18 protein-coding genes and 1 tRNA gene are annotated in these 25,150 nt (G+C 63.9%); 14 read left to right on the forward strand and 5 right to left on the reverse strand.

The features are described from left to right. Positions 1-97: 97 nt before the first annotated feature. From MTHMO_RS00115 to MTHMO_RS00145, 7 genes are all read left to right on the forward strand, one after another. Positions 98-1,630, forward strand: coding sequence for a glucan biosynthesis protein (locus tag MTHMO_RS00115; RefSeq protein ID WP_202212975.1), 1,533 nt, complete (start codon positions 98-100; stop codon positions 1,628-1,630). After that, positions 1,606-2,214 (forward strand): hypothetical protein, encoded by a 609-nt coding sequence (locus tag MTHMO_RS00120; protein WP_202212976.1) that lies wholly within the window; start codon positions 1,606-1,608, stop codon positions 2,212-2,214. Before MTHMO_RS00115 ends, MTHMO_RS00120 begins: the two co-directional genes overlap by 25 nt. After that, positions 2,211-4,301 (forward strand): glucans biosynthesis glucosyltransferase MdoH, encoded by a 2,091-nt coding sequence (gene mdoH, locus MTHMO_RS00125; protein WP_202212977.1) that lies wholly within the window; start codon positions 2,211-2,213, stop codon positions 4,299-4,301. Before MTHMO_RS00120 ends, mdoH begins: the two co-directional genes overlap by 4 nt. 316 nt (positions 4,302-4,617) lie before the next feature. Beyond that, positions 4,618-5,421, forward strand: coding sequence for a hypothetical protein (locus MTHMO_RS00130; RefSeq protein ID WP_202212978.1), 804 nt, complete (start codon positions 4,618-4,620; stop codon positions 5,419-5,421). A 147-nt stretch (positions 5,422-5,568) separates the two neighbouring features. Continuing rightward, positions 5,569-6,225: a hypothetical protein gene (locus tag MTHMO_RS00135; RefSeq protein WP_202212979.1), complete on the forward strand. Its 657-nt coding sequence runs from the start codon at positions 5,569-5,571 to the stop codon at positions 6,223-6,225. A gap of 165 nt (positions 6,226-6,390) precedes the next feature. After that, the gene (gene ppsA / locus MTHMO_RS00140; RefSeq protein WP_370568152.1) at positions 6,391-8,844 is read left to right on the forward strand and encodes a phosphoenolpyruvate synthase; all 2,454 of its coding nucleotides are present in this window, start codon (positions 6,391-6,393) and stop codon (positions 8,842-8,844) included. Positions 8,845-8,888: 44 nt separating this feature from the next. After that, positions 8,889-11,687, forward strand: coding sequence for a bifunctional acetate--CoA ligase family protein/GNAT family N-acetyltransferase (locus MTHMO_RS00145; protein ID WP_202212981.1), 2,799 nt, complete (start codon positions 8,889-8,891; stop codon positions 11,685-11,687). A gap of 51 nt (positions 11,688-11,738) precedes the next feature. Here the strand turns inward: MTHMO_RS00145 and MTHMO_RS00150 are convergent. Next, positions 11,739-11,810: transfer RNA gene (locus MTHMO_RS00150), tRNA-Val, on the reverse strand. Positions 11,811-11,919: 109 nt separating this feature from the next. Between MTHMO_RS00150 and MTHMO_RS00155 the strand changes: the two genes are divergently transcribed. Next, the gene (locus MTHMO_RS00155; RefSeq protein WP_202212982.1) at positions 11,920-12,792 is read left to right on the forward strand and encodes a ParB/RepB/Spo0J family partition protein; all 873 of its coding nucleotides are present in this window, start codon (positions 11,920-11,922) and stop codon (positions 12,790-12,792) included. An 11-nt stretch (positions 12,793-12,803) separates the two neighbouring features. On the opposite strand, the gene MTHMO_RS00160 is transcribed toward MTHMO_RS00155, so the two are convergent. After that, positions 12,804-13,340: a CAP domain-containing protein gene (locus MTHMO_RS00160; RefSeq protein ID WP_202212983.1), complete on the reverse strand. Its 537-nt coding sequence runs from the start codon at positions 13,338-13,340 to the stop codon at positions 12,804-12,806. 93 nt (positions 13,341-13,433) lie between these two features. Between MTHMO_RS00160 and mutL the strand changes: the two genes are divergently transcribed. Beyond that, complete coding sequence (gene mutL / locus MTHMO_RS00165; protein ID WP_202212984.1) at positions 13,434-15,194, forward strand: DNA mismatch repair endonuclease MutL; 1,761 nt, start codon at positions 13,434-13,436, stop codon at positions 15,192-15,194. A 6-nt stretch (positions 15,195-15,200) separates the two neighbouring features. Here the strand turns inward: mutL and MTHMO_RS00170 are convergent, their stop codons facing one another. Both MTHMO_RS00170 and ychF read right to left on the reverse strand, forming a co-directional pair. Continuing rightward, on the reverse strand, positions 15,201-15,884 hold the full coding sequence (locus tag MTHMO_RS00170) for a L,D-transpeptidase family protein (protein WP_237394659.1): 684 nt from the start codon (positions 15,882-15,884) through the stop codon (positions 15,201-15,203). A gap of 142 nt (positions 15,885-16,026) precedes the next feature. Next, the gene (gene ychF / locus MTHMO_RS00175) at positions 16,027-17,130 is read right to left on the reverse strand and encodes a redox-regulated ATPase YchF (RefSeq protein ID WP_202212986.1); all 1,104 of its coding nucleotides are present in this window, start codon (positions 17,128-17,130) and stop codon (positions 16,027-16,029) included. Positions 17,131-17,293: 163 nt separating this feature from the next. On the opposite strand from ychF, the gene MTHMO_RS00180 reads away from it, so the two are divergent. The 5 genes from MTHMO_RS00180 to MTHMO_RS00200 are packed head-to-tail and all read left to right on the forward strand — an operon-like array spanning position 17,294 to position 23,878. After that, positions 17,294-18,205 carry a sugar nucleotide-binding protein gene (locus MTHMO_RS00180; RefSeq protein WP_202212987.1) on the forward strand — a complete coding sequence of 304 codons (912 nt, stop codon included), beginning with the start codon at positions 17,294-17,296 and terminating at the stop codon, positions 18,203-18,205. A gap of 16 nt (positions 18,206-18,221) precedes the next feature. Continuing rightward, positions 18,222-19,301, forward strand: coding sequence for a dTDP-glucose 4,6-dehydratase (gene rfbB / locus MTHMO_RS00185; protein WP_237394660.1), 1,080 nt, complete (start codon positions 18,222-18,224; stop codon positions 19,299-19,301). A gap of 1 nt (position 19,302) precedes the next feature. Further along, positions 19,303-20,202 (forward strand): glucose-1-phosphate thymidylyltransferase RfbA, encoded by a 900-nt coding sequence (gene rfbA, locus MTHMO_RS00190; protein WP_202212989.1) that lies wholly within the window; start codon positions 19,303-19,305, stop codon positions 20,200-20,202. After that, positions 20,199-21,398, forward strand: a complete 1,200-nt coding sequence (locus MTHMO_RS00195; protein WP_202212990.1) for a DegT/DnrJ/EryC1/StrS aminotransferase family protein — start codon at positions 20,199-20,201, stop codon at positions 21,396-21,398. The genes rfbA and MTHMO_RS00195 overlap by 4 nt, the downstream gene beginning before the upstream one ends. A gap of 44 nt (positions 21,399-21,442) precedes the next feature. After that, complete coding sequence (locus MTHMO_RS00200; RefSeq protein WP_202212991.1) at positions 21,443-23,878, forward strand: LPS-assembly protein LptD; 2,436 nt, start codon at positions 21,443-21,445, stop codon at positions 23,876-23,878. 71 nt (positions 23,879-23,949) lie between these two features. Here MTHMO_RS00200 and MTHMO_RS00205 read toward each other — a convergent pair whose 3' ends face one another. Beyond that, the gene (locus MTHMO_RS00205) at positions 23,950-24,999 is read right to left on the reverse strand and encodes an NAD(P)-dependent alcohol dehydrogenase (RefSeq protein WP_202212992.1); all 1,050 of its coding nucleotides are present in this window, start codon (positions 24,997-24,999) and stop codon (positions 23,950-23,952) included. Positions 25,000-25,150 lie beyond the last annotated feature (151 nt).

Genomic DNA, 25,150 nt, shown 5'->3' on the forward strand with positions numbered 1-25,150 from the left:
GCTTGACCATTTTCTTCTTGCCGGCGCTTTCTTTCCAACCATCTCTTTCTTATCCTCTCCATGGTAGAGCAGCCCGTTGGAGACTTGCCCCCGTCCGATGGCACTCCTTTCCCGAAAGACGTTAAAGATCCATCTGGTTTTCGGGACCGCGGCGCTGCTTCTCTTTCTCTTCATCGTGCGGGAGACCCGCTATCGTCCGCCGCTGCGCTTCGAGAATGTCATCGAGGAGGCCCGGAGAAAGGCCTCCGAACCCTACGCCGCGCCGACCGTGCCCGCTTTTTTGGCAAAATTGACCTATGACCAGTACCGACGGATCCGCTGGCGCGACGAAGATCTTCTGTGGCGCGACGCGGCTCTTCCGTTCCAGATCGGCTTTTTTCATCCGGGCTACCTCTTCAACCAGCCGATCCGCTGCTTCCAGGTCGATCGGAAGGGTGTGCAGCCGATCCCCTATCTGCCGCGCTTCTTTGATTTCGGAGGAGCGATTCCTATCCAGAAACTGCCCCCCAATCTGGGATACGCCGGCTTTCGCATCTACTATCCCCTGGAGAGGCGGGATCGGCTGGCCGAAGTCGCTTCTTTTCTGGGGGCGAGCTACTTCCGGGTGGTCGGAAAAAACATGACCTTCGGCCTTTCGGCACGAGGGCTGGCGATCGACACGACGGCCGAGCGCCCCGAGGAATTTCCTTCCTTTACTCGCTTCTGGTTCCGCGAGCCTTCGTCGAGCGCCCGCACCCTGCTCTTCTACGCTCTGCTGGACGGACCCTCGGTCGCCGGAGCCTACCGATTCGAGCTCGAGCCGGGGGCCGAAACCCTCCTTCGGGTCCGGGCGGTGATCTTCCTCCGGCGCGAGCGGCAAGAGATCGGGCTGGCTCCCTTGACGAGCATGTTCTGGTACGGAGAGAATACCGATATCCCTGCCGGCAACCGGCACCCCGAGGTTCACGATTCCGACGGGCTGCTCCTTCGGCTCGGGGAGGAGGATTGGTTCTGGTGCCCGCTCGAGGCGGGCAAGGAACGGCGGGTGAGCGACTTTCCGGCCGGCGACCTCCGGGGGTTCGGACTTCTCCAGCGGGACCGGGATTTCTCCCATTACGACGACTTCGACATGATGTATGAACGCAGGCCGAGTTGCTGGGTGGAGCCCGTAGGGAGCTGGGCGGCGGGAACGATTCGTCTCGTCGAGCTGGCGACCGTCGACGCGAACCTGGACAACGTCGTCGCCTACTTGGTGCCCGGCAAGCGGCCCAAGCCCGGCGAGCCTTTCACCGTGGAATACACCCTTCGCTGGTTCCTGGACAATCCCCAGCTTCCCCCTCTCGGCCGTTGCCTGGCGACCCGTGTCGAAAGGATACCCGGAGAAGCCCTCCGCCGTTTCATCCTTGAGTTCGGGGGAAACCGGCTCCGGTCCCTGGGAGAGGGTGCTCCGCTGCAAGCTCTGGTGGACAGCGATCCTCCGGCGGCCATCGGAGAGATCCATGTCTTGAAAAATCCCGTAGAGGGCTCCTGGAGAGTAACTTTTACGGCTGCGCCTCCTTCTGCATCCTCGGCGCCGACGCGGCTCCGCTGCCGGCTCGAGCTTGAGCAGGAGGCGCTCACCGAAACGTGGATCTATCCTTTCTATCCCTGACGGCCGAAGCGGCGGATTTGGCGAAGCTTCCGGCCGAATCCCTCGCCGATTGGCGGGAAGCGGCGGCGAGGCTCGATGCCTACCTAGCGCGCTGGAAGCTTGCGGATCCGCTGTATCAGCGGCTGCTCGGAACGAGCCTCTTGGCGCTCGCTCTCCGGGAGCGGAAGGGGAATCCGGACTGCCCGCCGGTCGAGCTCACCCTGAAGCTGGCGCTGGAGAAGGTGACCGAGTGGCTCGCAGAGCTCCCCTCGGGCGGCCCGGCAGCGGGAAGCTCGGAGCGTGCGGCCGTCGCCGCCGTGAGCCTGGCGCGGATCGGCGGCTTAGACCGGTGGCCGCGGGCCTTCCTTTCCAAGGAGGTTCCTCCGGAGCTGGCCGAACGGTTGCGGGCGTGCGCCTTCGAGGCGGGCCCGGCTCTCCGGATTTCCCACATGGTTTCCCGGCCGATCGACTACGGTCCCTTCGCGCGGCTGGCCCGGGAAGCCTGGGAGCAGGTGGGTTGGAAGGAGGTGGGTGCGATCCTCGTTTTTTGGATAGGCGTTTTCGGCGCAGCCTGCGCGGTCTACTTCCTCTTCTTTTCTCCATGACGCTCCCTTCCGCCGATCTTCCTCCCCAAGCCGTGCTCCTTCCGCGGGACGTGCTCCCGCTGCGGCGCTCTCTCTTCTTCGGGCTCTTCCTCCTGCTAGTCGGCGTCGGCTCCCGGCTCATGGTCGAAGCCCTGGGAGCGCCCCTATTCGGAGTTCGGCATCTCCTCCTCTTGGGGATCTTTGTCTTCCTCTTTTCGCAGATCGCATTCGGCGGCTGCCTGGCCCTCTTCGGGTTTTTCGAGTGGACGAGAGGCGGGGACCCCTACGAGGTCTTCCGGCTCTTCAAGGCAAAAGTGGATGGAGGCCAGCCCGCCTTGCCGCCCACCGCGATCGTGATGCCGATCTGCGACGAGCCGGTCGCCCGTGTCTTCGGCGCCGTCCGCAACATGTGGCGGTCTCTCGCGGCGACCGGGCGCAGCGCCGGCTTCGACTTCTTCGTGCTGAGCGATTCGAGGAGTCCGGCCGTCTGGGCCGCCGAGGAAGCGGCTTGGTTCGGCCTCTGCAAGGAAGAGAACGCCTTCGGGAGGATATTCTACCGGAAGAGGCGGCTTTCAACGCACGGAAAGAGCGGAAACATCGCCGACTTCTGCCGGAGATGGGGAAGCCGCTACCGGTACATGGTCGTCCTCGATGCGGACAGCGTTCTTTCCGGGAAGCTCTTGGTCTGGATGGTCGCGGCCATGGAAGCTAATCCGAAAGCCGGGATCATCCAGACGATGCCCAGGTTAGTCCGGGGGCGGACCCTCTTCCGGAGGATCCAGCAGTTTTCCGCCGCCTTGTCGGGGCCGCTCTTCGCGGCGGGTTCCCACTACTGGCATTTCGCGGGCGGCCCCTACTGGGGCCACAACGCCATCCTCCGCCTGGCCCCTTTCATTGCCTCGTGCGCTCTTCCCGACCTTCCGGGCCCCGGGAGGCTGCGGCTGCACATCATGAGCCATGACACCGTGGAGGCCGCCCTGATGCGAAAGGCGGGCTATCAGTGCTGGCTGGCGTATGCGCAAGAGGGGTCGTACGAGGAGGGGCCTCCGAATCTGACGGAAAGTCTCGGGCGCGATCGACGCTGGTGCCAAGGGAATCTGCAGCACTTCTGGTTCCTCTTTGCCCCGGGACTCCGCTTCTCGAGCCGGATCCACCTCTACGCGGGACTCCTAACCTACCTTAGCTCTCCGCTTTGGCTGCTCTTTCTCGGGCTCACAACCTGGGAAGCCTACGACGTGGAGCGCTTCGCCGCGCTAGGCGCGCTGGTGCGCCGCGCCGGCGGCCTGGCGGATCGAGCGGCCGCCGAGCTGCTGGGGCTTACCCTGATTCTTTTGTTCTTGCCCAAGCTCTTCGGCCTCGTCTGCGGACTCTTCCGGCGAAGAAGCTTCGGCGGGGCCCTCCGTTTGACCGCAAGCGCCCTCCTGGAGCTCTGCTTCTCGGCGCTCCTCGCTCCGGTCCTGATGCTCTTCTACACCCGGTTCGCGCTCCTCGCGAGCCTCGGGCGGCAGATCCCGTGGCGGACTCAGAGACGCGGGGAGGCAGAGGCTCCGCCGTTCCGATCGGTCCTGCGAGACTATGGCCCGATCAGCCTGGCGGGAGGCCTCGGGCTCGCGCTCGCCGGCTGGGGCATGCCCTTCTTCTTCTGGCCGCTCTTTCCTATTCTTTTCGCTTGGCTCTCCGCGCTCCCCCTGGCGTGGCTCACCGGCGGCGCCCGCCTCGGCGATCGTGCCCGTAGGGCGGGACTCTTCCTCACGCCGGAGGAAACCGATCCGCCCCCGGAGCTCGCCGGACTCGATCTGCCGGAGGACGAGGAGAGGAAGCGGAGCGCCCAGGCTCTTCTCGCTCTGATCGCCGATCCCATTGCCAATGCCCTCCACTTAGCGCTGCTGGGAAGGAGAGGGAAGCGTTCCGGGCACGCGAGGGCCGCCCTGCGGCCCTTAGAGGCACGGCTGTGGGAAGGGGGGCCGGACGCCCTGAGCCCGCGGGAGCTTATGACCTTGCTTTCCGATCCGGCCTCGGTCGGTGCCTTGCATCTCCAACTCTGGACGCGGCCCCGAAGCGGACTTCACCCCTTCTGGGCATCGGCCTTCACGCCGCCCAACGAATGAGCGGACGGGCCGATCCGCGCCTCCGACGGCGGCTTTGGAAAAGAGGCGGCTTTACGAGCGCGAATTCCCTCCCGTAGAGTAGTGGGCCTGGTGACGGCACGAGCATCGGGGCCGGGCAACCCAGAGGGCCGGGACTTCCGAAAGCTCTTGGGCAGCGCATCCGCAAAATTGTTGTTGACGACGCGTGCAGAAAATAGGAATTTGACCGTCGAATCGCACGGAGGCTAGAGAGCTGACCGATGCGGAGCCGCGGGCTCAACGGCCGGCGGCCGGACTGAAGGATGAGGGAAAGAAGGAGGAAAGAAGGAGGAAAGCAATGAAGCGACGAACATGGAAAGCGACGGCCTTGCTCGCCGGGGTCAGTTGCCTGCTGACGCTTGGAGCTCTGCCGTTGCGCGCGGGCACGACCGCCGCCCAAGACAGTGAGGAAGACGGGGTGACCGTGCCCCAGGGCCACAAGGAAGCCTACGAGGCGGCCAAGGAGCAGATGAAGGAGGCTCCGAAGGAGGAGCACAAGTCCGGAGCGTGGTTCATGGCCGGCGCCGCGGGCATGGGCTGGGGCTGGTTTGACAACGGGTCGGTGGTCAACAATGCGACCGGATTTGGCACCCAGCTGAACGGAAACTGGAATCAGGTCTTTACCGGCGGTTTGCTCGGCGGCTACTACTGGCATGATCCCGACAAGTGGGGCAACCTGAGCTTCACGGCCGAAGCGCTCGGCCTCTTCACCGGCGCGACGATGGGTTCCAGCGCTATGGGCATTGCCGCCACGCAGCAAGCGGTCAACGTCGGTCTGCTCGGCCTGGGCGGAACGATCGGCTACCGGATTGCGAAGTCGTTCGAGCCTTTCGTGGGATTCTACGGCGGCGGTGCGATCGGCAACATGGGCTTGGATGGTGTCAACCTGGGGACTGTCTGGGGCTACTTTTTCACGCCCGCCCTCGGTTTGCGCTACTTCATCCCGAACAGCCACTGGTTCATCGGCGCGGAGGCCCTGTTCCTCTTCATCGGCGATCTGAACGGCTACAACAAGATGAGCGGCGTTACGGTGAACACCACGACCGGCAACTCGTACATCTACGAGCCGGTGGTGATGATGACGATCGGCTACGCCTTCTAAGGACGTAAACGACGGTCAGAGTTGCCGTTCCGGCAAGGAGCGGCGATGGAAAAAGGGCGGCGGGCCGGCCAGGCTGGCCGCCCTTCTTTCATGGCTTGATCGCCCTCGGCGCTTGCGCTTCCGAAAGGCTGCGTTAAGCTTAACGCCATGCGCGGCCAACGGCGGACCCTCCTCGGGGCGCTCAGGCGGCGTTCCGGCGACCGGCAGCCGCTGAGGAAGCTCCTTCCTCCTCTTTGCGGAGCGCTTGCGGGCGCTTGCCTGCTTCTTTCCTCGGCAAGGGCGATCGGCGGCATCCCGCCGCGGATCAACCCGCCGATAACGGCGCGGGATGCCTTCGGCCGGGAAGTGGTGCTCAACGCGCCCGGCTACGTGACGGTCGTTCTGAGCTCGAGCGAAAAGACGCAGCAGGCGACGCGGCGGGCGGCCGGAGCGCTTGAGCACTTCCAGACGACGCCCGGTTTTCGGCTGATCGTGCTGGTCGACCTGCACGGGTCGGTCGCCGCCTGGATGCCGGGCTACGTATCCCGGCGGATGCAGGAGGATCTCCGGCGGGAAACCATCCGATTGCAGATGCTCTCCGGAAGGGATAGGAGCCGCCCCGGCTGGCGTCCGTTCGTCTGTGCCATTCCCGATTTCAGCGGACAAACGGTCCGCAGCCTGGGATGGCGGGCCGACCGGGGGCGCCTCCGGGCCACGGTCTATGACCGTCACGGCATGGAGCTGGCGAAATGGAACAACCTGGAGCCCAAGGAGTATAGCGTGGTTGAGGCGCTAGTGGATCGCGCGCTGCGCCGGGAAGGCTGAAAGGGGAGCTCGCCGCCCGCTGTCGGCAGCGCTGGGGCCGGCGGTCGGAAGAGGGAGCGCGGTGCGAGGCTTGCTTCGCGGGAGAACTAGCCGATAGAATGGCCGCCGACGCAGGGAAGGCTCCTTGCGACATCCTCGAAGCCATACCGCGCATCCGAAAAGCCGATGCCCATGAAAACCGCCGCCCCCTCCACCGAACCCTCGGCCCCCCCGGGGTCCTTCATCCGCTGGTTCTCGGAAATCGGCATCGAGGACGTTCCGAGCGTCGGCGGAAAGAACGCTTCCCTCGGGGAGATGTTCCGCGAGCTTTCGGCCCAGGGGATCCAGGTGCCCAACGGCTTTGCGACCACGGCGGCGGCTTATCGTTACTTCTTGCGGAAGGCGGGGCTCGACCGGCAGATCCAGGAGATCCTGCAGGGGGTGACCAGCCGCAACCTGGAGGATTTGCGTCGGCGCGGCAAGCAGGCGCGGCAGGCGATCCTTTCGGCCGAAATTCCGCCGGAGCTTGCCGCGGAGATCCGCGAGGCCTACCGGAAGCTCGACGGCGAAGGCGGGCAGCCGGCGGACGTCGCCGTCCGGAGCAGCGCGACCGCCGAGGATCTTCCGACGGCGAGCTTCGCCGGCCAGCAAGAGACCTATCTCAACATCCAGGGGGAGGACCAGCTTTTGGTCGCCTGCAAGCGGTGCTTTGCCTCTCTCTTTACCGACCGGGCGATCTCGTACCGGATCGACAAAGGGTTCGACCACCTTCGGATCGCTCTTTCGATCGGAATCCAAAAGATGGTCCGCTCCGATCTTGGAGCCTCCGGGATCATGTTTTCGATCGACACCGAGAGCGGCTTTTCCCACGCGGTGCTCATCAACGCGTCCTACGGGCTCGGCGAGAACGTGGTCCAAGGCGCGATCAATCCCGACGAGTACTATGTCTTCAAGCCGACTCTACGGGAGGGATACCGGCCCATCCTTCAAAAGACGCTAGGCTCCAAGGAATTCAAGCTGGTTTACGACCTCGGGGGCTCGAAGTTCGTCAAGAACGTGCCGGTCCCTCCCGAAGACCGGCGGCGCTATGCGATCTCCGACGAAGAGATCCTGCAGCTCGCCCGTTGGGCGTGCGTGATCGAGGACCATTACACGCGAAAGCGCGGAAAGCCCACTCCGATGGACATGGAGTGGGCGAAGGACGGGTTGACGGGCGAGCTCTTCATCCTGCAGGCCCGGCCGGAAACGGTGCAATCCCAGAAGAATCGGAACGTTCTGGAGGTCTACCGCCTGCAAGAACCGGGCAAGCCGCTCGTCCGCGGCCGAAGCGTGGGCGAGAAGATCGCCGCCGGCACGGCCCGGGTGATCCAGAGCGTCCAGCTTCTCCACGAGTTTCGGGACGGGGAGATTCTGGTTACCGAGAAGACCGATCCCGACTGGGAGCCGGTGATGAAGCGGGCCGCCGCGATCGTGACGAACCGAGGGGGGCGTACTTGCCATGCGGCCATCGTGAGCCGGGAGCTCGGAGTGCCCGCGGTCGTCGGCACGGGCAACGGCACCGAGATCCTGCGCGACGGCCAGTCGGTGACGGTTTCCTGCGCCGAAGGAGAGGTCGGAACGATCTACGAGGGGAAGCTCCCCTTCACGGTCGACCGCGTCGACCTCCAGGAGCTGCCCCGGCCCAAGACCAAGATCCTGATGAACGTGGGGAATCCCGAGCAGGCTTTTTCCCTTTCGATGATCCCGAACGACGGTGTCGGGCTGGCGAGGATGGAATTCATCCTAACGACCTATGTCCGGATCCATCCCTTGGCGCTGATTCACTTCGACCGGCTGGAGGATCGGGAGGCAAAGGCCGAGATCGCTCGGCTGACCGCGGGCTACGCGGACAAGCGGGAGTTTTTCATCGAAAAGCTGGCCCAGGGAATCGGGATGATCACGGCGGCCTTCTATCCCAAGGACGTCATCTTCCGGCTTTCGGATTTCAAAACCAACGAATATGCCAACCTGATCGGCGGCAAGCAGTTCGAGCCCGTGGAAAGGAACCCGATGGTCGGCTTTCGCGGCGCCTCCCGATACTACAATCCCCGCTACCGGGAAGGTTTCGCCCTCGAATGCGCCGCCGCCAAGCGGGTCCGTGAGGAGATGGGGCTGTTCAACCTCAAGCTCATGGTGCCGGTCGTGCGAACGGTCGAAGAGGCGCGGCGCGTTCTCTCGGAGATGGAGAAGAACGGTTTGGCGCGGGGAGAGCGGGGGCTCGAGGTCTACATGATGTGCGAGGTGCCCAGCAACGTGGTCTTGGCTGAGGAATTCAGCGAGATCTTCGACGGCTTCTCCATCGGTTCCAACGATCTGACCCAGCTGGTGCTCGGGGTGGATCGGGATTCGGAGATCGTCGCGCCGATCTTCGATGAGCGGAACGAGGCGGTGAAGCGAATGATCGCGCAGGTCATTCGCACCGCCAAGGCAAAGGGCCGGAAGATCGGAATCTGCGGGCAAGCGCCGAGCGACTATCCCGAATTCGCGGAGTTTCTGGTCGAGCAGGGGATCGATAGCATCTCCTTGAACCCCGATACGGTCGTCAAGACCACACTTCTGGTTCTCCGGAAAGAGAAGGAGCTTCAGTCGAGGCGCGCTTAGGCCGCCTTTTTCGCGCGTGGCGGGGCGCCGAAAAAGCCGAGGGCATGGAGGAGGGAAGCCAAGCAAGCAGCGGAAGAGCGGACGTCGCGGCCGAGACGTCCGCGCCCGACTTCTTTTCGGGCGCCTACGGCCTGGCTGCCTTTCTGCCGCCGCGGAGCGTGGCGGTGATCGGAGCGAGCGAGCGGCCCGGGAGCGTCGGTCGGGCTGTTCTGGAAAATCTCCGGGAAGGGAGCGCGAAGGTCTTTCCGATCAATCCCCGGCACTCCCGGATTCTGGGTTCCCCCTCCTACCCGAGCGTCCGCGATCTTTCGCCTGCCCCCGACCTAGCCGTGATCGCCACCCCGGCCTCCACCGTCCCCGGGATCGTCCTGGAGTGCGCGGAATCCGGGGTGAAGGCGGCCCTGATCCTTTCTGCGGGCTTCAAGGAAATCGGGCCGGCCGGAAAAGAGCTCGAAAGGCGGATCGCCGCCACCGCCCATGCTAAGGGGATGCGGCTGATCGGACCGAACTGCTTGGGAATCATGCTCCCTCATGCCCGCTTCAACGCGACCTTCGCGGCGAAGCCGGCCCTGCCCGGAAGCATCGCCTTCTTGAGCCAGAGCGGGGCGATGGGGACGGCCATTCTCGACTGGAGCCTCCGGGAGCGGATCGGCTTCAGCGCCTTCTTTTCCCTCGGCTCCATGGCCGACGTGGATTGGGGAGACGTCCTCTTTTTCCTGGCCGACGACCCGAGAACCCGCAGCATTGTCATCTACATGGAGTCGATCGGCAATCCGGCTTCCTTCCTTTCGGCCGCCCGGGCGATCGGCTCGCAGAAGCCGATCGTCGTTCTCAAGGTAGGCAGGACGAAGGCGGCGGCCCGGGCGGCTCTCTCGCACACCGGATCGCTCGCCGGGAGCGACGAGGCTCTCGACGCCGCCTTCCGTCGGGTCGGCGTGATCCGGGTGCAGACGGTCGAAGAGCTTTTCTCCTTGGCCGAAGCGCTCGGCGGGGACGCCCGGCCCGCCGGCCCTCGTCTCTCCATCCTTACGAATGCGGGCGGAGCAGGTGTGCTCGCGACCGATGCCCTGATACTTTCCGGCGGGGAACTCGCCCCGCTCTCCGAGGAGACCGCGCGGGAGCTCGATCGGATTCTGCCTCCTTCCTGGAGCCGCAACGATCCGGTGGACATCCTTGGCGACGCGGACGGCGACCGTTACCGGAAAGCGGCGGAGCTGTTGATGCGGGAACCGCAGAGCGACGGAATGCTCGTTGTCCTCTGTCCCCAAGCGATGACGGAGCCTACCCGGACCGCACGCCTCCTCTGCGAAGCGATCAAGGGTTACCCGAAGCCGGTTCTTGCCGCTTGGATGGGGGGGGAGGCGGTGGAGGAGGGAAGGGCGATCTTTCACGAAGGCGGGGTCCCCTGCTTCGGTTATCCCGAGGCCCCCGCACAGGCCTTTTCGCTTATCTGGCAACACCGTCGCAATCTGGAGCTTCTCTACGAAACTCCTACCCTGTCGGTAGATCCGGAGGCCTTGGGCGCGGCGACCCGCCGCTGCCGGGAGATCCTCGGCCGGGCGGAACAGGAGGATCGCATCCTTCTGGACGAGTGGGAGTCGAAGGAGATTCTCCGTGCCTTCGGAATCCCTGTCGTGGCGACCCGTCTGGCGGCGACCGAGGAGGAGGCGGTCGAGCAAGCCCGGTCGCTCGGTTTCCCGGTGGCCGTCAAGCTTCGTTCCCATAAGCTCTCCCACAAGAGCGACGTGGGCGGAGTGCGCCTCGGACTGCGGGAGGAGGCGGCTGTGCGCTCCGCCTTCCATGAGATCCGCGCCGCCGCCGTCGAACACTCCGGACCCGATGCGTTTCTCGGGGTTACGGTCCAGGCGATGGTCATGGACCGGGGGGTCGAGCTGCTTCTGGGCAGCGTCGCCGACGAGCAGCTCGGACCTCTTCTGGTGTTCGGCGCCGGGGGAATTTTCGTCGACATCCTCCAAGATCGGGCGATGGGCTTGCCGCCGCTCAACACCACCTCGGCCCGCCGAATGATCGAGAGGACGAGGATTGCGCGCGCCCTGAGCGGCATGCGGGGAATCCCTCCGGTGGATCAAGCAGCGCTCGAGGAGATCCTGATCCGGTTCAGCGCGCTCGCCCTCGCCCTTCCTCGCATCCGGGAAATCGACATCAACCCGCTCTCGGCTTCCGGCGGAGGACGGATCCTGGCCCTAGACGCGCGGATGGTGCTCTTCCCCCGCACCGTCCCGGTATCGGGCCTGCCGCGTCCCGCGATTCGGCCCTATCCCATCGAACAGGTCGAAACAGTCCGATTGCCGGATGGAACCTCTCTGCGGTTCCGCCCGATCCGAGGCGAGGACGAGCCGCGGATGATCGCGTTTCATCGCGGCCTCTCCGAAGAGACGGTATTCTGTCGCTATTTCGAGCATCTGAAGCTTGAGCAAAGGATCGCTCACGAGCGCCTCGCGCGTATCTGCCTGGCGGATTATAATATCGAAACGGTGCTTGTGGCAGAGGTTCTTCCGCCCCATGAGGAAGCGGGGCAGATCGTCGCGGTGGGAAGGCTGGGGAAGCTGCACGGGTTCGCGGCTGCCGAGTTTGCTCTTCTGGTCACGGATCGCTGGCAAGGAAAGGGGATCGGGCGGATGCTCCTCGAGCGCCTGACTGCGATCGGCCGGCAGGAAAACCTCAGGTGGATCGTCGGCCGGTTCCTGCCGGAGAACGAGCGGATGAGGCGGATCTGCCTGGCGTTGGGTTTTCGGGTCCGGAGCCGCCCGGAAACCGGAGAGGACGAAGCGATTCTTTCTTTGCCGCCGCTGCACGGAGACAGACGACCGGCGGAGGAGTAACCGTTCCCGGCAACGCGCAGGAGTGCGGGGTTACGTCCGGCTGCCTCTCCCTGCGCGGTATAGGGTTCGAACCTATGACCTCTCGCGTGTGAAGCGAGCGCTCTACCACTAAGCTAACCGCGCCTTTCTTCTCTTGATGCCATAGCTGCGGGAAGTCGGCAAGGCGAATGCTTGCCAGGAAAAGGATTCGCGCGCACACTTTCGGTCCAGAGGCGGGGAGACGCCGGAGAATATGGCGCAGAGACGGCTCGGCCGTGGGTTGGAGGTGCTGCTAGGACGCGGAATCACGGCTCCGCAACCGGATCTCAAGGGCGGGGAGCGCGTGGAAAAGCTACCTGTCGAGCGGCTGGTCAGCAGTCCCTTTCAGCCCAGGAAGACCTTCAGCGAAGAAGCGCTCGAAGAGCTGGCCGACTCGATCCGCGAGCGAGGGATCCTGCAGCCGCTCATCGTCCGTCGGGTGGAGGAAAGGTACGAAATCATCGCCGGCGAGCGCCGCTGGCGCGCGGCGGTGCGTGCGGGGCTTGCCGAGGTTCCGGCCATCGTTCGCTCGGCGAGCGACCAGGAGATGCTCGAGGTCGCGCTTGTGGAAAATCTCCAGCGGAGCGATCTGCCGATCCTCGAGGAGGCTCGAGGGTACGCCCTCCTCCAGGAAAAATTCGGACTTACCCAGGAAGTGATCGCCCGAAAGGTCGGAAAGAACCGGAGCACCGTGGCCAACGCGCTTCGTCTCCTTTCCTTGGAAAAGGAGGTGCAGGAACTCTTGGCGAGCGGCAAGCTGGCGGGCGGCCATGGGAAGGCGATCCTGGGACTGGCGGTTTCCTCGGATCGGATTCGGGTCGCCCGGTTGATTGCGCGCCGGGGGCTGAGCGTCCGCCAGGCGGAGGATCTGGTCGAGAGAGTCCGCCGGAAGAAAGCTCGACAACCGGACGATCGGGAGCGGGGGCGGGATGCGGCCGCGGCTTGGCGGGAGGTGGAAAGGAAGCTGCGGGAGCGGCTGGGCACCCGCGTGCGGGTGCTCGGCGAGGCGGAGCGGGGCAGAATCGAGATCAGCTACTCCTCCGGAGAGGAGCTCGACCGGCTGCTACGCCTGCTCGGACTCGGCTGAGCCGATGCCGGCTATTCCGTTCGGCGAGAGAAAGGAAGGTGTTTCCAAAAATCTTTCCAAGCCTTCGGCCGCTTGCCGCCGGCGCCATTGAATACGACGTAATGGGTGCGGTCCTCCGCCGTCGCCGTTCCGAGGCCTGCGAACCGGATGGCGGGATTCAATAGGTTCTTTTTGTGCAGAGGGCTCTTCTCCCAATCCGCGAGGATTCGTTCCGGATCGGGAGGCGAAGTGCTGTAGTAGAGGTTTTCGTTAATCGTCTCCCAGCCTCCTGAGTCCGAGAGGGAAGAGAGCGAGTCATCCGAGCGGTGCTGCAGGCGCCGGATGGTCGCGAGGTGGTCTGCCCACTCCTGGCTTGCGGCCTCGAGCCGGGAATCGGCTTCCAGCGGCGGCCGGCCGTACCGCGCGCGAAGTTGATTGATCCGGTCCAGCAGTCGCTCGCGAAACGCGCCACGATCGACGGAAGGGTCGGCTCCGGGTGCGCCGGCGGGCAAAAGGAGCAACGAGGCGGTCGTTGCAAGCAGAATCAGCCGGCCGGGATGGTAGGACACGGGAGAAAGAGAAACGAAAAAAAACGGATCGCACAAGCCCGCGGCGCGCGCGATCTTCGCGGTGAGCAAATGGGGACGAGAAAAATTCGGATTTTGCCCGAGGCCTTGGCCTCTCAGATCGCCGCCGGCGAGGTGGTCGAGCGGCCCGCGTCGGTCGTCAAGGAGCTGTTGGAAAATGCGCTGGATGCGGGAGCGACCGAAATCGAGCTGATTACTCAGGGCGGCGGCTGCGCTCTGATCCGGGTCGCCGACAACGGCTGCGGAATGGGAAAGGAGGATGCGCTTCTCTGCCTGGAACGCTACGCGACGAGCAAGCTGGCCTCCCTGGAGGATTTGAGCCGGCTCCATTCGTACGGTTTCCGCGGAGAGGCGATTCCCACGATCGCCTCGGTGAGCTTTTTCCTCCTTCAGACGCGGAACGAGGAGGAACCGGTCGGAACCGAGGTAACGGTCGAGGCCGGAAAGCTGCTCTCGGTTCGAGAGATCGGCAGGGACCGGGGGACCACCGTCGAGGTTCGCTCTCTGTTTTCCCGTTTCCCTGCGCGGCGCCGCTTTCTGCGCTCCCCCGCTCGGGAGCAGGCCCATCTGCAACGGCAGCTTGTCCTCGCGGCGATCGCGGAGCCGTCGACGACCTTTCGCTTCCGGCATGGGAGCCAAGCCGGGTGGACGGTCTGGCCCGCTACCGGCGTCCGCGAAGACCGGTTGGCGGCGATCTTCGGAACGGGATGGGTTGGAGCGCTTCTGCCGCTGCAGGGGCGACGGGCGGGTCTCTCCGTTTCCGGCTTTCTTAGCCGTCCGGGCATCGGGCGGCCGAGCCGCGAGGAGCAGTTCTTCTTCGTCAACCGGAGGCCGGTGGAGAGCCGCATGCTCTCGGCGGCCTTGCAAGAAGGATACCGCCACTCCCTTTTGCGCGGTCTCTATCCGACGGCTGTCCTCTGGATCGAGATCGACCCGGCCCGGATCGACCCCAACGTCCATCCGGCTAAGAGGGAGGTCCGCTTCCGTGAGGAAAGGGAAGTGTGGAGCCTGGTCGTCGATGCGGTCCGCGAGAGCCTGGAACAGAGATCTTCGGTCGCGTTTCCGGAAGGCGTGCATCCGCGCGGAGTGGCGGAGCCGGCCGCGGCCGGGTACGGGCCGGACGGCGGAGATGCGGCGCCGGCAGGAGAGGGGAGAATCGAAGCCTCTTTTGCGCCGGTGGTCCAGGATGAGCTCCCGGCGCCGATCGAAGCGCGCGCAGCGCCGACAGGCGGGAACCGGGGGCGTCTCCTCGGCGTCTTGGGGTCTCTCTATCTCCTGGTGGAAACGGAAAAAGGTTTGCTTCTAGTCGATCAGCATGCCGCGCATGAGCGGGTGCTCTTCGAAAGGCTGCTGGCCGGCTGGGAGGGCGCGGCGGGTGGAGCGCAGCCCCTTCTGCAGCCGGTCGTGGTCACGCTGCCGGCGCGCGACGCGGCGGCGCTGGGCGAAGAGCTGCCGGCCCTGCACCGGTTGGGATTGGAGCTACGCGAGATGGGGGGAGGGGCGTTTTCGGTCGAGTCGGTCCCGGCGCGGCTAGCGTCCTTGGACCTTGCCCTCTTCGTGCAGAAGCTGGGAGCCGATCTCGCCGACCGGAAGGGGAGCGGTGCGATCGGGAAGGCGGAGGCGGAACGGCTGGCCGGGATCGTCTGCCGACGGGCGGTGAAGGCCCATGACCGGCTCTCCTCTGTCGAAGCCGAACGGCTGCTCGTGGAGCTCTTTGCCTGCCGCAATCCCGACACCTGTCCTCACGGGCGCCCGACCTGGATCTCCCTCTCCTACGGAGAACTCGAGCGCCGTTTCGGGCGATCCGGATCTCCCGGAGGGTGCGGCTTCTTCTGATTCGGCTTACTCCACCACCATGACCGGAGTGCCGTCCTGGACGAGCTCGAAGATCTCCGACGCGAAGCTTTTCGGCAAGCGGATGCAGCCGTGCGAGGCCGCGAATCCGGGAAGATAGCCGCCGTGAAGCCCGATGCCGTCCGCGGTGATGCGCAGGAAGTGGGGCATTTCCGCGGCTTCGTAGTGGGTTCCCGGAGGCGGGCGTTGTCCGATCACGGCGTTAGCGTCCACGATTCGGCCCGTGGCGTTGTCAACAAAGCAGCCGTAGCGGTTCGAAAGGTGGTTTCGGTCTTTCTGGATCACGGTGAAGCGGCCCAAGGGAGTTGGATGCCTCGCATCCCCGGTGCAGATCGGAGCGATCGCCGCCAGCGTCTTCCCTTGATAGACATAGAGCTTCTGCTCCCGTACATGGATGACCAGCGCGGAGATCTTCCGGGAGGGAACCAGCTGAGACCAGATCGCCGCGAGGACTCGGGGCGGCGCCTGCCGCCCGACCGGGATCGCCGCGCGAACCGGCGGCTGGATGGAGGCGGATCTCTTCGATTGTCGACGCATCTCCTTTTCCGCTTCCTGGCGTTCCTTCTCCAAGCGCTTCCGCTCAAGCTCCGCAGCTTTTCGCGCCTCCTTCTCCCGCCGAGCCTCTTCTCGCTCGGCCTGCTTGTCGAGCTTGCGAAGCGTCGCGGCATCCACCGCGCTGTTCTCCGCCGGGTCCGCTGACGGGAGCGGAGGATCGGCAAGGAGGGGACGGCAGAGAATCGGGAAGAAAAACGCCAAAAAAAGGGCGAGTGCCGACCCACGTCGGCGAGGGATAGGCAAAACGGACATCGGGCGCCTAGACGTTGAAACGAAACTCAAGGACGTCGCCGTCCTCGACGACGTAGTCCTTGCCTTCCACGCGGAGCTTTCCCGCTTCCCGGAGCCGGGGAAAAGAACCGAAGCGCTCCATGTCCTCGAACGAGGCGCACTCGGCCGCGATGAATCCGCGCTCGAAGTCGGAATGGATCACCCCCGCCGCTTGGGGCGCTCGATCGCCGGCTCGGATCGTCCAGGCCCTGGTCTCCTTTTCCCCCGTCGTGAAGTAGGTGCGAAGTCCCAGCAGACGATACGTCGCGCGGATCAGGCTTTCCACGCCGCTTTCGGAGACGCCGAGCGCCTCGAGGTAGGCTCGCCGCTCTTCCGGAAGAAGGTTGGGCAGCTCGGCCTCTAATTGCGAGGAAAGAACCACAATCTCTGTTTCGGCCCGGCCCTCCAGGAAGCGGAGGACAGCCTCGACCCTCGGGTTCTTCGTGCCCCGGGCCAACTCCTCTTCCGCCACGTTGCACGCGTAGAGAGTGGGCTTCATCGTGAGAAGGTTCAACGGCCGCAGGGCTTCTCGTTCTTCCGGCGTCCAGCTTTCGGAAAAGAGCGGGGTCCCGCGATCGAGGATCCGCGCCGCCTTATCGAGCAGCTCATTCCGCAGCGGGGCGCGGGAATCCGCGCGCAGCTGCCCTTTCCGGCTTTTTTCGCGCTGCCGCTCGACGGTGGCCAGATCGGCCAGAGCGAGCTCGGTGTGGATGATTTCGATGTCGCGAACCGGATCGATCGAACCCGCTACATGGTGGACCTCCGCTCCCTCGAAGCAGCGAACCAGATGGATGACCGCGTCGACCTCCCGGATGTGCGCAAGGAACTGATTCCCTAATCCCTCTCCTTTGCTGGCGCCCGCCACCAGACCGGCGATATCGACGATCTCGATCGCCGCGGGGACTACTTTCCGCGAGCGGGAGAGCTCGGCAAGCCGGCTAAGGCGACGATCGGGCACCTCGACAACGCCGACGTTGGGCGCGATGGTGCAAAACGGGTAGTTGGCTGCTTCCGCCTTGCGGCTCTGCGTGAGGGCGTTGAACAGCGTACTCTTCCCTACGTTCGGCAGTCCGACGATTCCCGCACGCAACATGTCTTCTTCTTTTCTAGCACATACAATGAATTTGACTAGAGGAAGTAGTTCCTTCCTTGCGCGACGGCGGCTTGCGTGGGCAGACTCTCTAGGAGAGAATGGTCCGCCCGGGTGGCGGAGCCGAAAGGCTTGACGAAGGATCAGCAAAGGATCAGAGGGCGCATTGGAAAAGATTGCACTTCTCGGCGGTTCCGGGTACGTGGGAAGCGCTTTCCGGCGGTACTTCCTCCGCCGGGAGATTCCGTGTGCGGCGCCGTCCCGGAAGGAAGTTGACCTTCTCCATCCGGAATCCGTCGCCCGCTTTCTCGATGAAGTCAAGCCGACCTTCCTCATCAACGCCGTCGGTTACACGGGTCGACCCAATGTCGATGCCTGCGAAGACCACAAGGCCGAATGCCTGCTGGGAAACGCGGTGCTTCCCGGAATCCTGGCCAAGATCTGCGCGGAACGCGGGCTCCCCTGGGGCCACGTCTCCTCCGGATGCATCTACACCGGCGATCGAGGCGAGGGCCCCGACGGGGAGCGGCTTGGTTTTCGGGAAGAGGACCCGCCCAACTTCTGCTTCCGGACCAACAACAGCAGCTTCTACAGCGGGACCAAGGCCCTCGGCGAAGAGATCCTGGCCGGCGCCTGTAGCTGTTATCTCTGGAGGCTTCGGATTCCCTTCAACGAGATCGACTCGTCCAAGAACTACCTGAGCAAGCTCTTGCGCTACGAACGCCTCCTCGATGCGCGGAACTCCCTCTCGCAGCTGGACGACTTTGTCCGCGCAGCCTTCGAATGCTGGGAACGGCGCGCCCCCTTTGGAATCTACAACGTTGTCAATCCAGGGTCCGTAACCACCCGCGAGGTGATCGAGCTCCTCCATCGCTCTTCCTTCGGGCGGCGGCTCGCTGCGTCGGGCAAGCGGTTCGCGTTCTTCCCGGGAGAGGATGCGTTCCGGAAGGTGACACGTGCCCCGCGCTCCAATTGCGTCCTCGACAGCTCGAAGCTTCTCGCTCTCGGAATCCGCCTGGAGGAGGTGCATGAGGCGGTGGAGCGCGCATGGAGCCGGTGGCAGCCGGAAGCGGCGTAGAAAAGAAGGGCGGTCGATGGCGGGAACGGGTCGTTGGCTGGTTACGGGCGGGGCCGGATTCATCGGCTCGAACTTCCTCCATCTCCTTTTCCGGGAAGGACCCCGGCCCGAGCGGGTGGTGACCATCGACAAGCTTTCCTATGCGGGCCGGAGGGAAAACTTGATCGGCCTCCCGGATGATGGCAGCCACCGGTTCGTGCGGGGCGACATCGGCGATGCGGCGTTGGTGGGCCGCCTCTTGCGCGAAAACCGGATCGAGGCCGTTGTCCATTTCGCGGCCGAAACCCATGTCGATCGGTCGATCGAGAGCGCGGAACCCTTCGTCTACACCAATGTCGTCGGCTCCTGGCGCCTGTTGGAATCGGCCTGCTCCTACTGGCGGGAGCTCCCGGAAGCCGAGCGCGAGAAGTTCCGCTTTCTTCACGTTTCCACCGACGAGGTCTACGGGTCGCTCGGGGCGAAGGAAGCGCCGACTCGAGAGGGAGCTCCGTACGCCCCGTCGAGTCCCTATGCCGCCTCGAAGGCGGCGTCGGATCATTTCGTCCGCTCCTACGTCAAGACCTTCGGCTTTCCGGCCATCGTGACCCACTGTTCGAACAACTACGGGCCCAGGCAGTTTCCGGAGAAGATGATTCCCCTCATGATCCTCAATCTCCTGGAGGGGAAGCCTCTCCCGGTCTACGGGGACGGCCGCCATCGGCGGGATTGGCTCTATGTCGAGGACCATTGCCGGGCTCTGCGCGAGGTGCTCTTCCGAGGCAAGCCGGGGGAGACCTACCATATCGGCAGCGGCGACGGATGCTCGAACCGCGAGCTGGTGGAACGGCTCTGCGATCTGATGGGTGAAATCCGGCCCCTCCGTCCGGGGCGCTCGTACCGGGACCAGATCACCTACGTGGCCGACCGGCCCGGACACGACTTCCGCTATGAGGTCGATTCGAGCAAGCTCCGGCAGGAGCTAGGCTGGAGGCCTCGGGAAACTCTGGAAGGCGGCCTTCGGAAAACCATCGACTGGTACTGCGGGAACGGAGCATGGTGCGAAGCGGTGCGACGGGACGGGTTTGCACGGGAGCGGCTGGGGCTTCTGCGAGGCTGATATGGGAGAGCGAAGAGGGATCGTGCTCGCCGGGGGTCTCGGGACGCGCCTGTATCCGGCCACCCTCTCGGTGAGCAAGCAGCTCTTGACGATCTACGACAAGCCGATGATCCATTATGCGCTTTCCGTTCTCCTGCTCGCCGACATCCGGGAAATCTTGATCATCTCGACTCCGCACGACCGTCCTCTCTTCGAGCGGCTGCTGGGCGACGGGAGCGCACTCGGCGTTCGCTTCTCCTACGCGGAGCAGCCCCGCCCGGAAGGCCTGGCGCAGGCCTTCGTGATCGGGGAGGATTTCTTGGCCGGAAGGCCCTCCTGCCTCGTGCTCGGGGATAACCTTCTCTACGGGCACAGCTTGAGCCGGACCCTTAGCCGCGTCTCTGCGGCCACCGAAGGGGCGACGATCTTCGCCTATCGCGTTTCGGATCCGACCTCCTACGGTGTCGTCGAGTTCGACGCGAGCGGAAGGGTGATCTCGCTCGAGGAAAAGCCTAAGCGGCCGAAGTCGCCGTACGCGATTCCCGGTCTCTATTTTTATGACAAAAGAGCTCCGGAGTTCGCCCGCTCTCTTGTTCCTTCGGCCCGGGGGGAGCTCGAGATCACGGATCTCAACCGATGCTACCTGCAGGAAGGGACCCTCCGGGTAGAGACCCTCGGCCGCGGGATCGCTTGGCTTGATACGGGTACCCACGATGCGCTTGCGGATGCCAGCGCCTTCGTCCGGGCGATCGAGCACCGGCAGGGATTGAAGATCGCCTGTCTGGAGGAAATTGCCTGGAGCAAAGGATGGATCGATCGGGAAACCGTCCTCGCGCAAGCCCGGCGGATGGGGAGCTCGGCCTACGGCGACTATCTCCGGAAGCTCGTGGAGGAGGATCGGACGCCTCCGGTGTGGGGATGACGAAGATTCCTTTGCTTGATTTCAGCCGGCTTGCTCCCGAGGAAAGGACGCGGCTGAAGGAAGCCTTCGACCGGGTGCTGGCCAGCGGGCGGTTCATCCTGGGGGAAGAGGTGGCCGCTTTCGAGAGGGAGTGCGCCGATTTCTTGGGCGTAACCCATGCAATCGGCGTCTCCTCCGGAACCGATGCCCTCCTCCTCTCCCTCGTGGCCTTAGGCGTCGGGCCCGGCGACGAAGTGATCTGTCCGGCCTATACCTTTTTCGCCACGGCGGGCTCGATCGCCCGGACCGGAGCGAAGCCTGTCTTCGCCGACTCCTGTCCCGGCTGCTGGAATCTCTCTCCGCGGGAGGTCGTCCGGAAGAGGACGCCAAGGACCCGGGCGTTGATTCCCGTCCACCTCTTCGGCCAGCCGGCGGCCATGAGTCGGCTGCTTGGCCTGAGCCGCGAGTCCGGCATGGCCCTGATCGAGGATGCGGCGCAAGCCTTCGGGGCTCGCTCCGAGGGCAAGGCGGCGGGCGGACGGGGGACCCTGGGCTGCTTCTCGTTTTTTCCGACCAAGAATCTGGGGGCGCTCGGCGATGCCGGCCTTGTGACGACAGAGGACGGAGCGCTTGCCGAAAAGGTCCGCGCCCTCCGGGTTCACGGCTCCCGCATCAAGTATCGGCACGAGTGGGTCGGAGGCAACTTTCGCATCGATGCGCTGCAAGCCGCCTTTCTCCGGGCGCGGCTGCCGGGCGTCGAAGCCGCTCTGGAGGCGCGACGGGGCAACGCTGCCCTTTATGAAGAAGCCTTCCTGGCCAGCGGTGCGGCTGCTCTCTGTCCGGAGCCCTGCCGGTGCTGCGGGGAGGAGGCGGAGGTCCCCCTGGGCCCACCGCCGGCTCCGATTCTTTTGCCGCGGGACGTGCGCGGCGAGCACACCTGGAACCAGTATGTGATCCGCTATCCGGCGGATCGGGACGGGCTTCGCCGGTTTCTCGCGGAAGAGGGGGTGCAAACCGAAGTCTATTACCCTTTACCCCTCCATCGGCAGCCCTGTTTTCTTGACAAGGAGGGGGAAGCCGAAGAGCTTCCCGTAGCCGAGCGTCTCGCCCGGGAGTCGCTCGCCCTTCCGATCTTTCCGGGCTTGACACCTGAGGAGATCCGCCGAGTAGTCGATCTCACCGTGCGTTTTGCTTCCCGTCCGGTTAGTCGGATGTAGGAACGGGCGCCTTCGTTTTCGGCGTGCCGCGAGAGGGAAAACCAATGGCAGCCATACGAGCCCAAACGCGAGGAAGCCGGGTCCGGCGCCTCTGGATGCGGCTTGTGCTCGTTCTGTCGTCCGTTTTTGGGAATCCCTCCGTCTCCTTTCCCGCGCTCTCGGCGAACGATCCGGATCGTCCGCCGGGCCAGGTGCCGGTCGAGATCAACGCCGAGGAGACCCACTTTGTGGGCGGGATCGCCACCGCGGAAGGGAACGTTGTCGTCCATTACGGAGAAACGACCCTGTACGCCGACCGGGTCAGCTTCGACAACCGGACGCGCAACATCTTCGCCGACGGAAACGTTCGCGTCTACACCGGCGAGAAGATCTTCCGCGCCGCCCACATGGTTTTCAACATCGACACCAAGGCGATTACGGCGAGCGACTGGGGCATGGTAGACCTCCCGCTCCTGGCGAGCGGCGAAAAGCTCACGACACCGGAGACCGATCATTATCATGTAGATCACGGCATGTACACGGTGCAGAATCGAGAGAATCCCTCCCTCCGGGTGAAGTCTCGGACGATGGACATCTATTCCGGAGACCGGGTCGTCATGCGCGACGTCGTCATTTATATAAGCAACATTCCGGTGCTCTGGCTTCCTGCGATCAGCCAATCGCTCGACAGCGATTCGAACACCGTCTTCTTTACGGCAGGGGACAACGCCTACTGGGGATGGTTCGGCACCATCCTCTATAATTGGAAATTCAACCCGAGCCTCTCCGCCCGGTTCAACCTGACCTATTACCAAGACCGGGGCCTTGCGTTGGGCGGCCTCTTTCGCTATCGGCCGCAGAATGGCTTTGCGGATCTACGTATCTTCGGTTTGCCGAATGACTTCGGCTATACGCTGAACTACTCCTCTCTCCCCCGCTACGACGTGGGCCCGCAACGGTTGATGGCAAGCCTGCAGCAGCGATACGAGCTTGGGCCCGATCTCACGCTGACTACGGATCTCAACTATTGGACCGATCCTTACATCATGGAGGACTTCTTTTACGGGCTCTATCCCTATAATCGGCAGCCGAACAATGTGGCCTGGCTCAATTACTACCATACCGGCTTCACGCTCGACCTGCTCGTGCAGGACAACTTGATGCCTTTTTTCAACGGGCTCAACCGCCTGCCGGAGCTCGACTTTGAAACCAACCGCTCGAAGATCTTCCATAGCCCGATCGCTTACGAAAGCCGCTGGAGCGTGGTCAACTTCGAGCAGCAGTTCTCCAACCTCAATCCGCTGACGGGCAATCTGTTTGGTCTGTACTATCCATGGTTTCCCCTGAATCGGTTCTACCAGCAGCATGGGTTGGATAATGCGTACCTCTTGAGCAACTACGGCGGCTGGCGCTGGGATACCTTGCAACAGATCTCCTACCCCAAGGAATATTTTCATTGGCTTTCCCTCACCCCGCGTCTGGGCGTCGAAGGTACCTACTGGTCGGATCAGAACGTTTACGGCAATGCGTTCTATGCTCCGATGCCGTTGCGGCAGCCGTCGCAGCTTACCTTCGATCGCGGTCTGCTCATCGCCGGATTGGACACTTCTTTCAAGCTGTCGAAGACCTGGAACGACGTGGAGAGCGAGGTTCTGGGGATCCACGGGCTGCGCCACGTGGTGCAACCTTTCGCTACCTTCCAGTACATTCCGAACCCCTACGGCAACCCTTACAACATCTTGGGCTTCGACAGTCTCTTTCCGACGATTACCCCTTCGCTCATCAACCCGATCGATTATCCCTCGATCGACTCCTTCTTCGGCATGACCTTCCTGCGCGCCGGGATGACTCAGCGGCTCCAGACCAAGCGCAACGGGCAGAACTACGATCTGGCGGAGCTAACGCTCTTCACCGATGCCAACTGGGATCGGAAATATAATACGCTTCTTATGCCGACGACTGACACGGTCAACGAGGTCTACGGCACATTCGACTTTATGCCCGTGCCCTGGCTGACCTACCACATCGATCTGGCTTTACCTACGTACGACCAGGGGTTCACCAACTTCAACAACAGCATATCCTGGCAGTTTCACCGGTCGAACCAGCTCACGGTCGGATACCAGTATTTGGATCACGTGACGATCCCCAGCAGCTTTCTTCCGGTTGCGATGATCGGCGGCGGGTATCTGCCGATCAACAATATGGTGCCGATCATCGCGCAAATCTCCCCCAACGTGCAGAGCAGCATCTATCTGTCCGACTTTTGGCGGCTCAACGAGAATTGGCAGGTGAGCGGGAGCCTATTGTACATGAGCGAGGTCGGTGCCATCATCATGAAGACGATCTCGGTCTACCGGGATCTGGGGGACTGGATGATCTCGTTCAACTTCCAGGACTACAGCTATCCGGGGGCCCAGTCGATCATCATGGGCTCGATCGGCGCGACCTTGAAGGCCTTCCCGTCGCTCAAGCCGAGCTACAGCTTCGGCAGCCAGTAGGCCTGCGGGTCGGCTTTTCTGGCGGGAGAGGGGGTCCCGGCCGCCAAGCGGCAGAGCGCTCTCCCGGTCCGTTAAAAAAGGATGAGCGGCTTGAGGACGCCTTCGAGCTTTTTGGCCATGATCTCGAACGCGCGCTCGATCTCCTCGAAGCGAAAACGGTGGGTCGTCAGGCGCGTGGGATCGAGCCGCCCGCTTTGCAAGATCCGGAGGAGCCGCTCCATCCGCAGACGACCGCCGGGGCAGAGCCCCGTCCGGATCGTCTTCTCCGCCATGCCAACTCCCCAAGCGTCGCGAGGAATATGGACGAACTCGCCGGATCCATGGTAGCCGACATTCGAAATCGTTCCGCCCGGCTTGGTGACTCGGACGGCGTTTTGAAAAGCGGTGTCCATCCCGACCGCCTCGATCGCGGCATCCACTCCTTCGCCGCCGGTGATCTCCAGGATTCGGGCCACCGGGTCATCTTGGCTCATGTCGACGACGATGTCCGCCCCATAGTGTTTCGCCAGTTCGAGGCGTCTTGGCACGGAATCGACTCCGATCACAAGGCCCGCCCCACGCAGTCGGGCTCCGGCCACGGCCATCAACCCTACCGGCCCAAGGGCAAAGACCGCAACGGTCCCCCCAATCGGGAGGTCGGCATTTTCAGCTGCCATGAAGCCCGTGCTCATCATGTCGGCGCAATAGACCGCCTTCTCGTCGCTGACTCCATCCGGGATGTGAGCCAGATTCCCGTCGGCGTCATTGACATGAAAATATTCCGCAAAGACCCCATCTTTCACGTTGGAGAACTTCCAACCGCCGAGTGCGCCGCCGGACTGGGAAGAATGTCCCGCCTGTGCCGCCCGGTCGCTCCAGTCCGGAGTGATGGCGCCGGCCAGGACCCGCTCGCCCGGGCGGAACTCCTTGACCAGGCTTCCCACCTCCTGAACGACTCCGACCGCCTCATGGCCCAAGGTCAAATCCTGTCGCGGGCCGATGGCGCCATGCAGGGTGTGAACGTCCGAGGTGCAGATCAAGGCGGCCGTGGTGCGGATCACTGCGTCCAACGGTCCCGGCTTCGGAATCGGCTTGTCCAGGAAACCGACTTCGCCGATCCTGCGCATGACAAATGCTTTCACGAGTAGCCTCCGGTTGCGGGGTTCGCGGGCTGGTCGCCCGAGTGGACCGAGGGATAATCGACAAAATAGATGCTAGCAATTCTGCGCAAGCGGCGTCAAATCAATCCTATTGCGGGGCCGATCTCTGCGCTCGCCTCCGCTCGGCGGGTGG

Source organism: Methylacidimicrobium sp. AP8, from assembly GCF_903064525.1.
Lineage (GTDB): Bacteria > Verrucomicrobiota > Verrucomicrobiia > Methylacidiphilales > Methylacidiphilaceae > Methylacidimicrobium.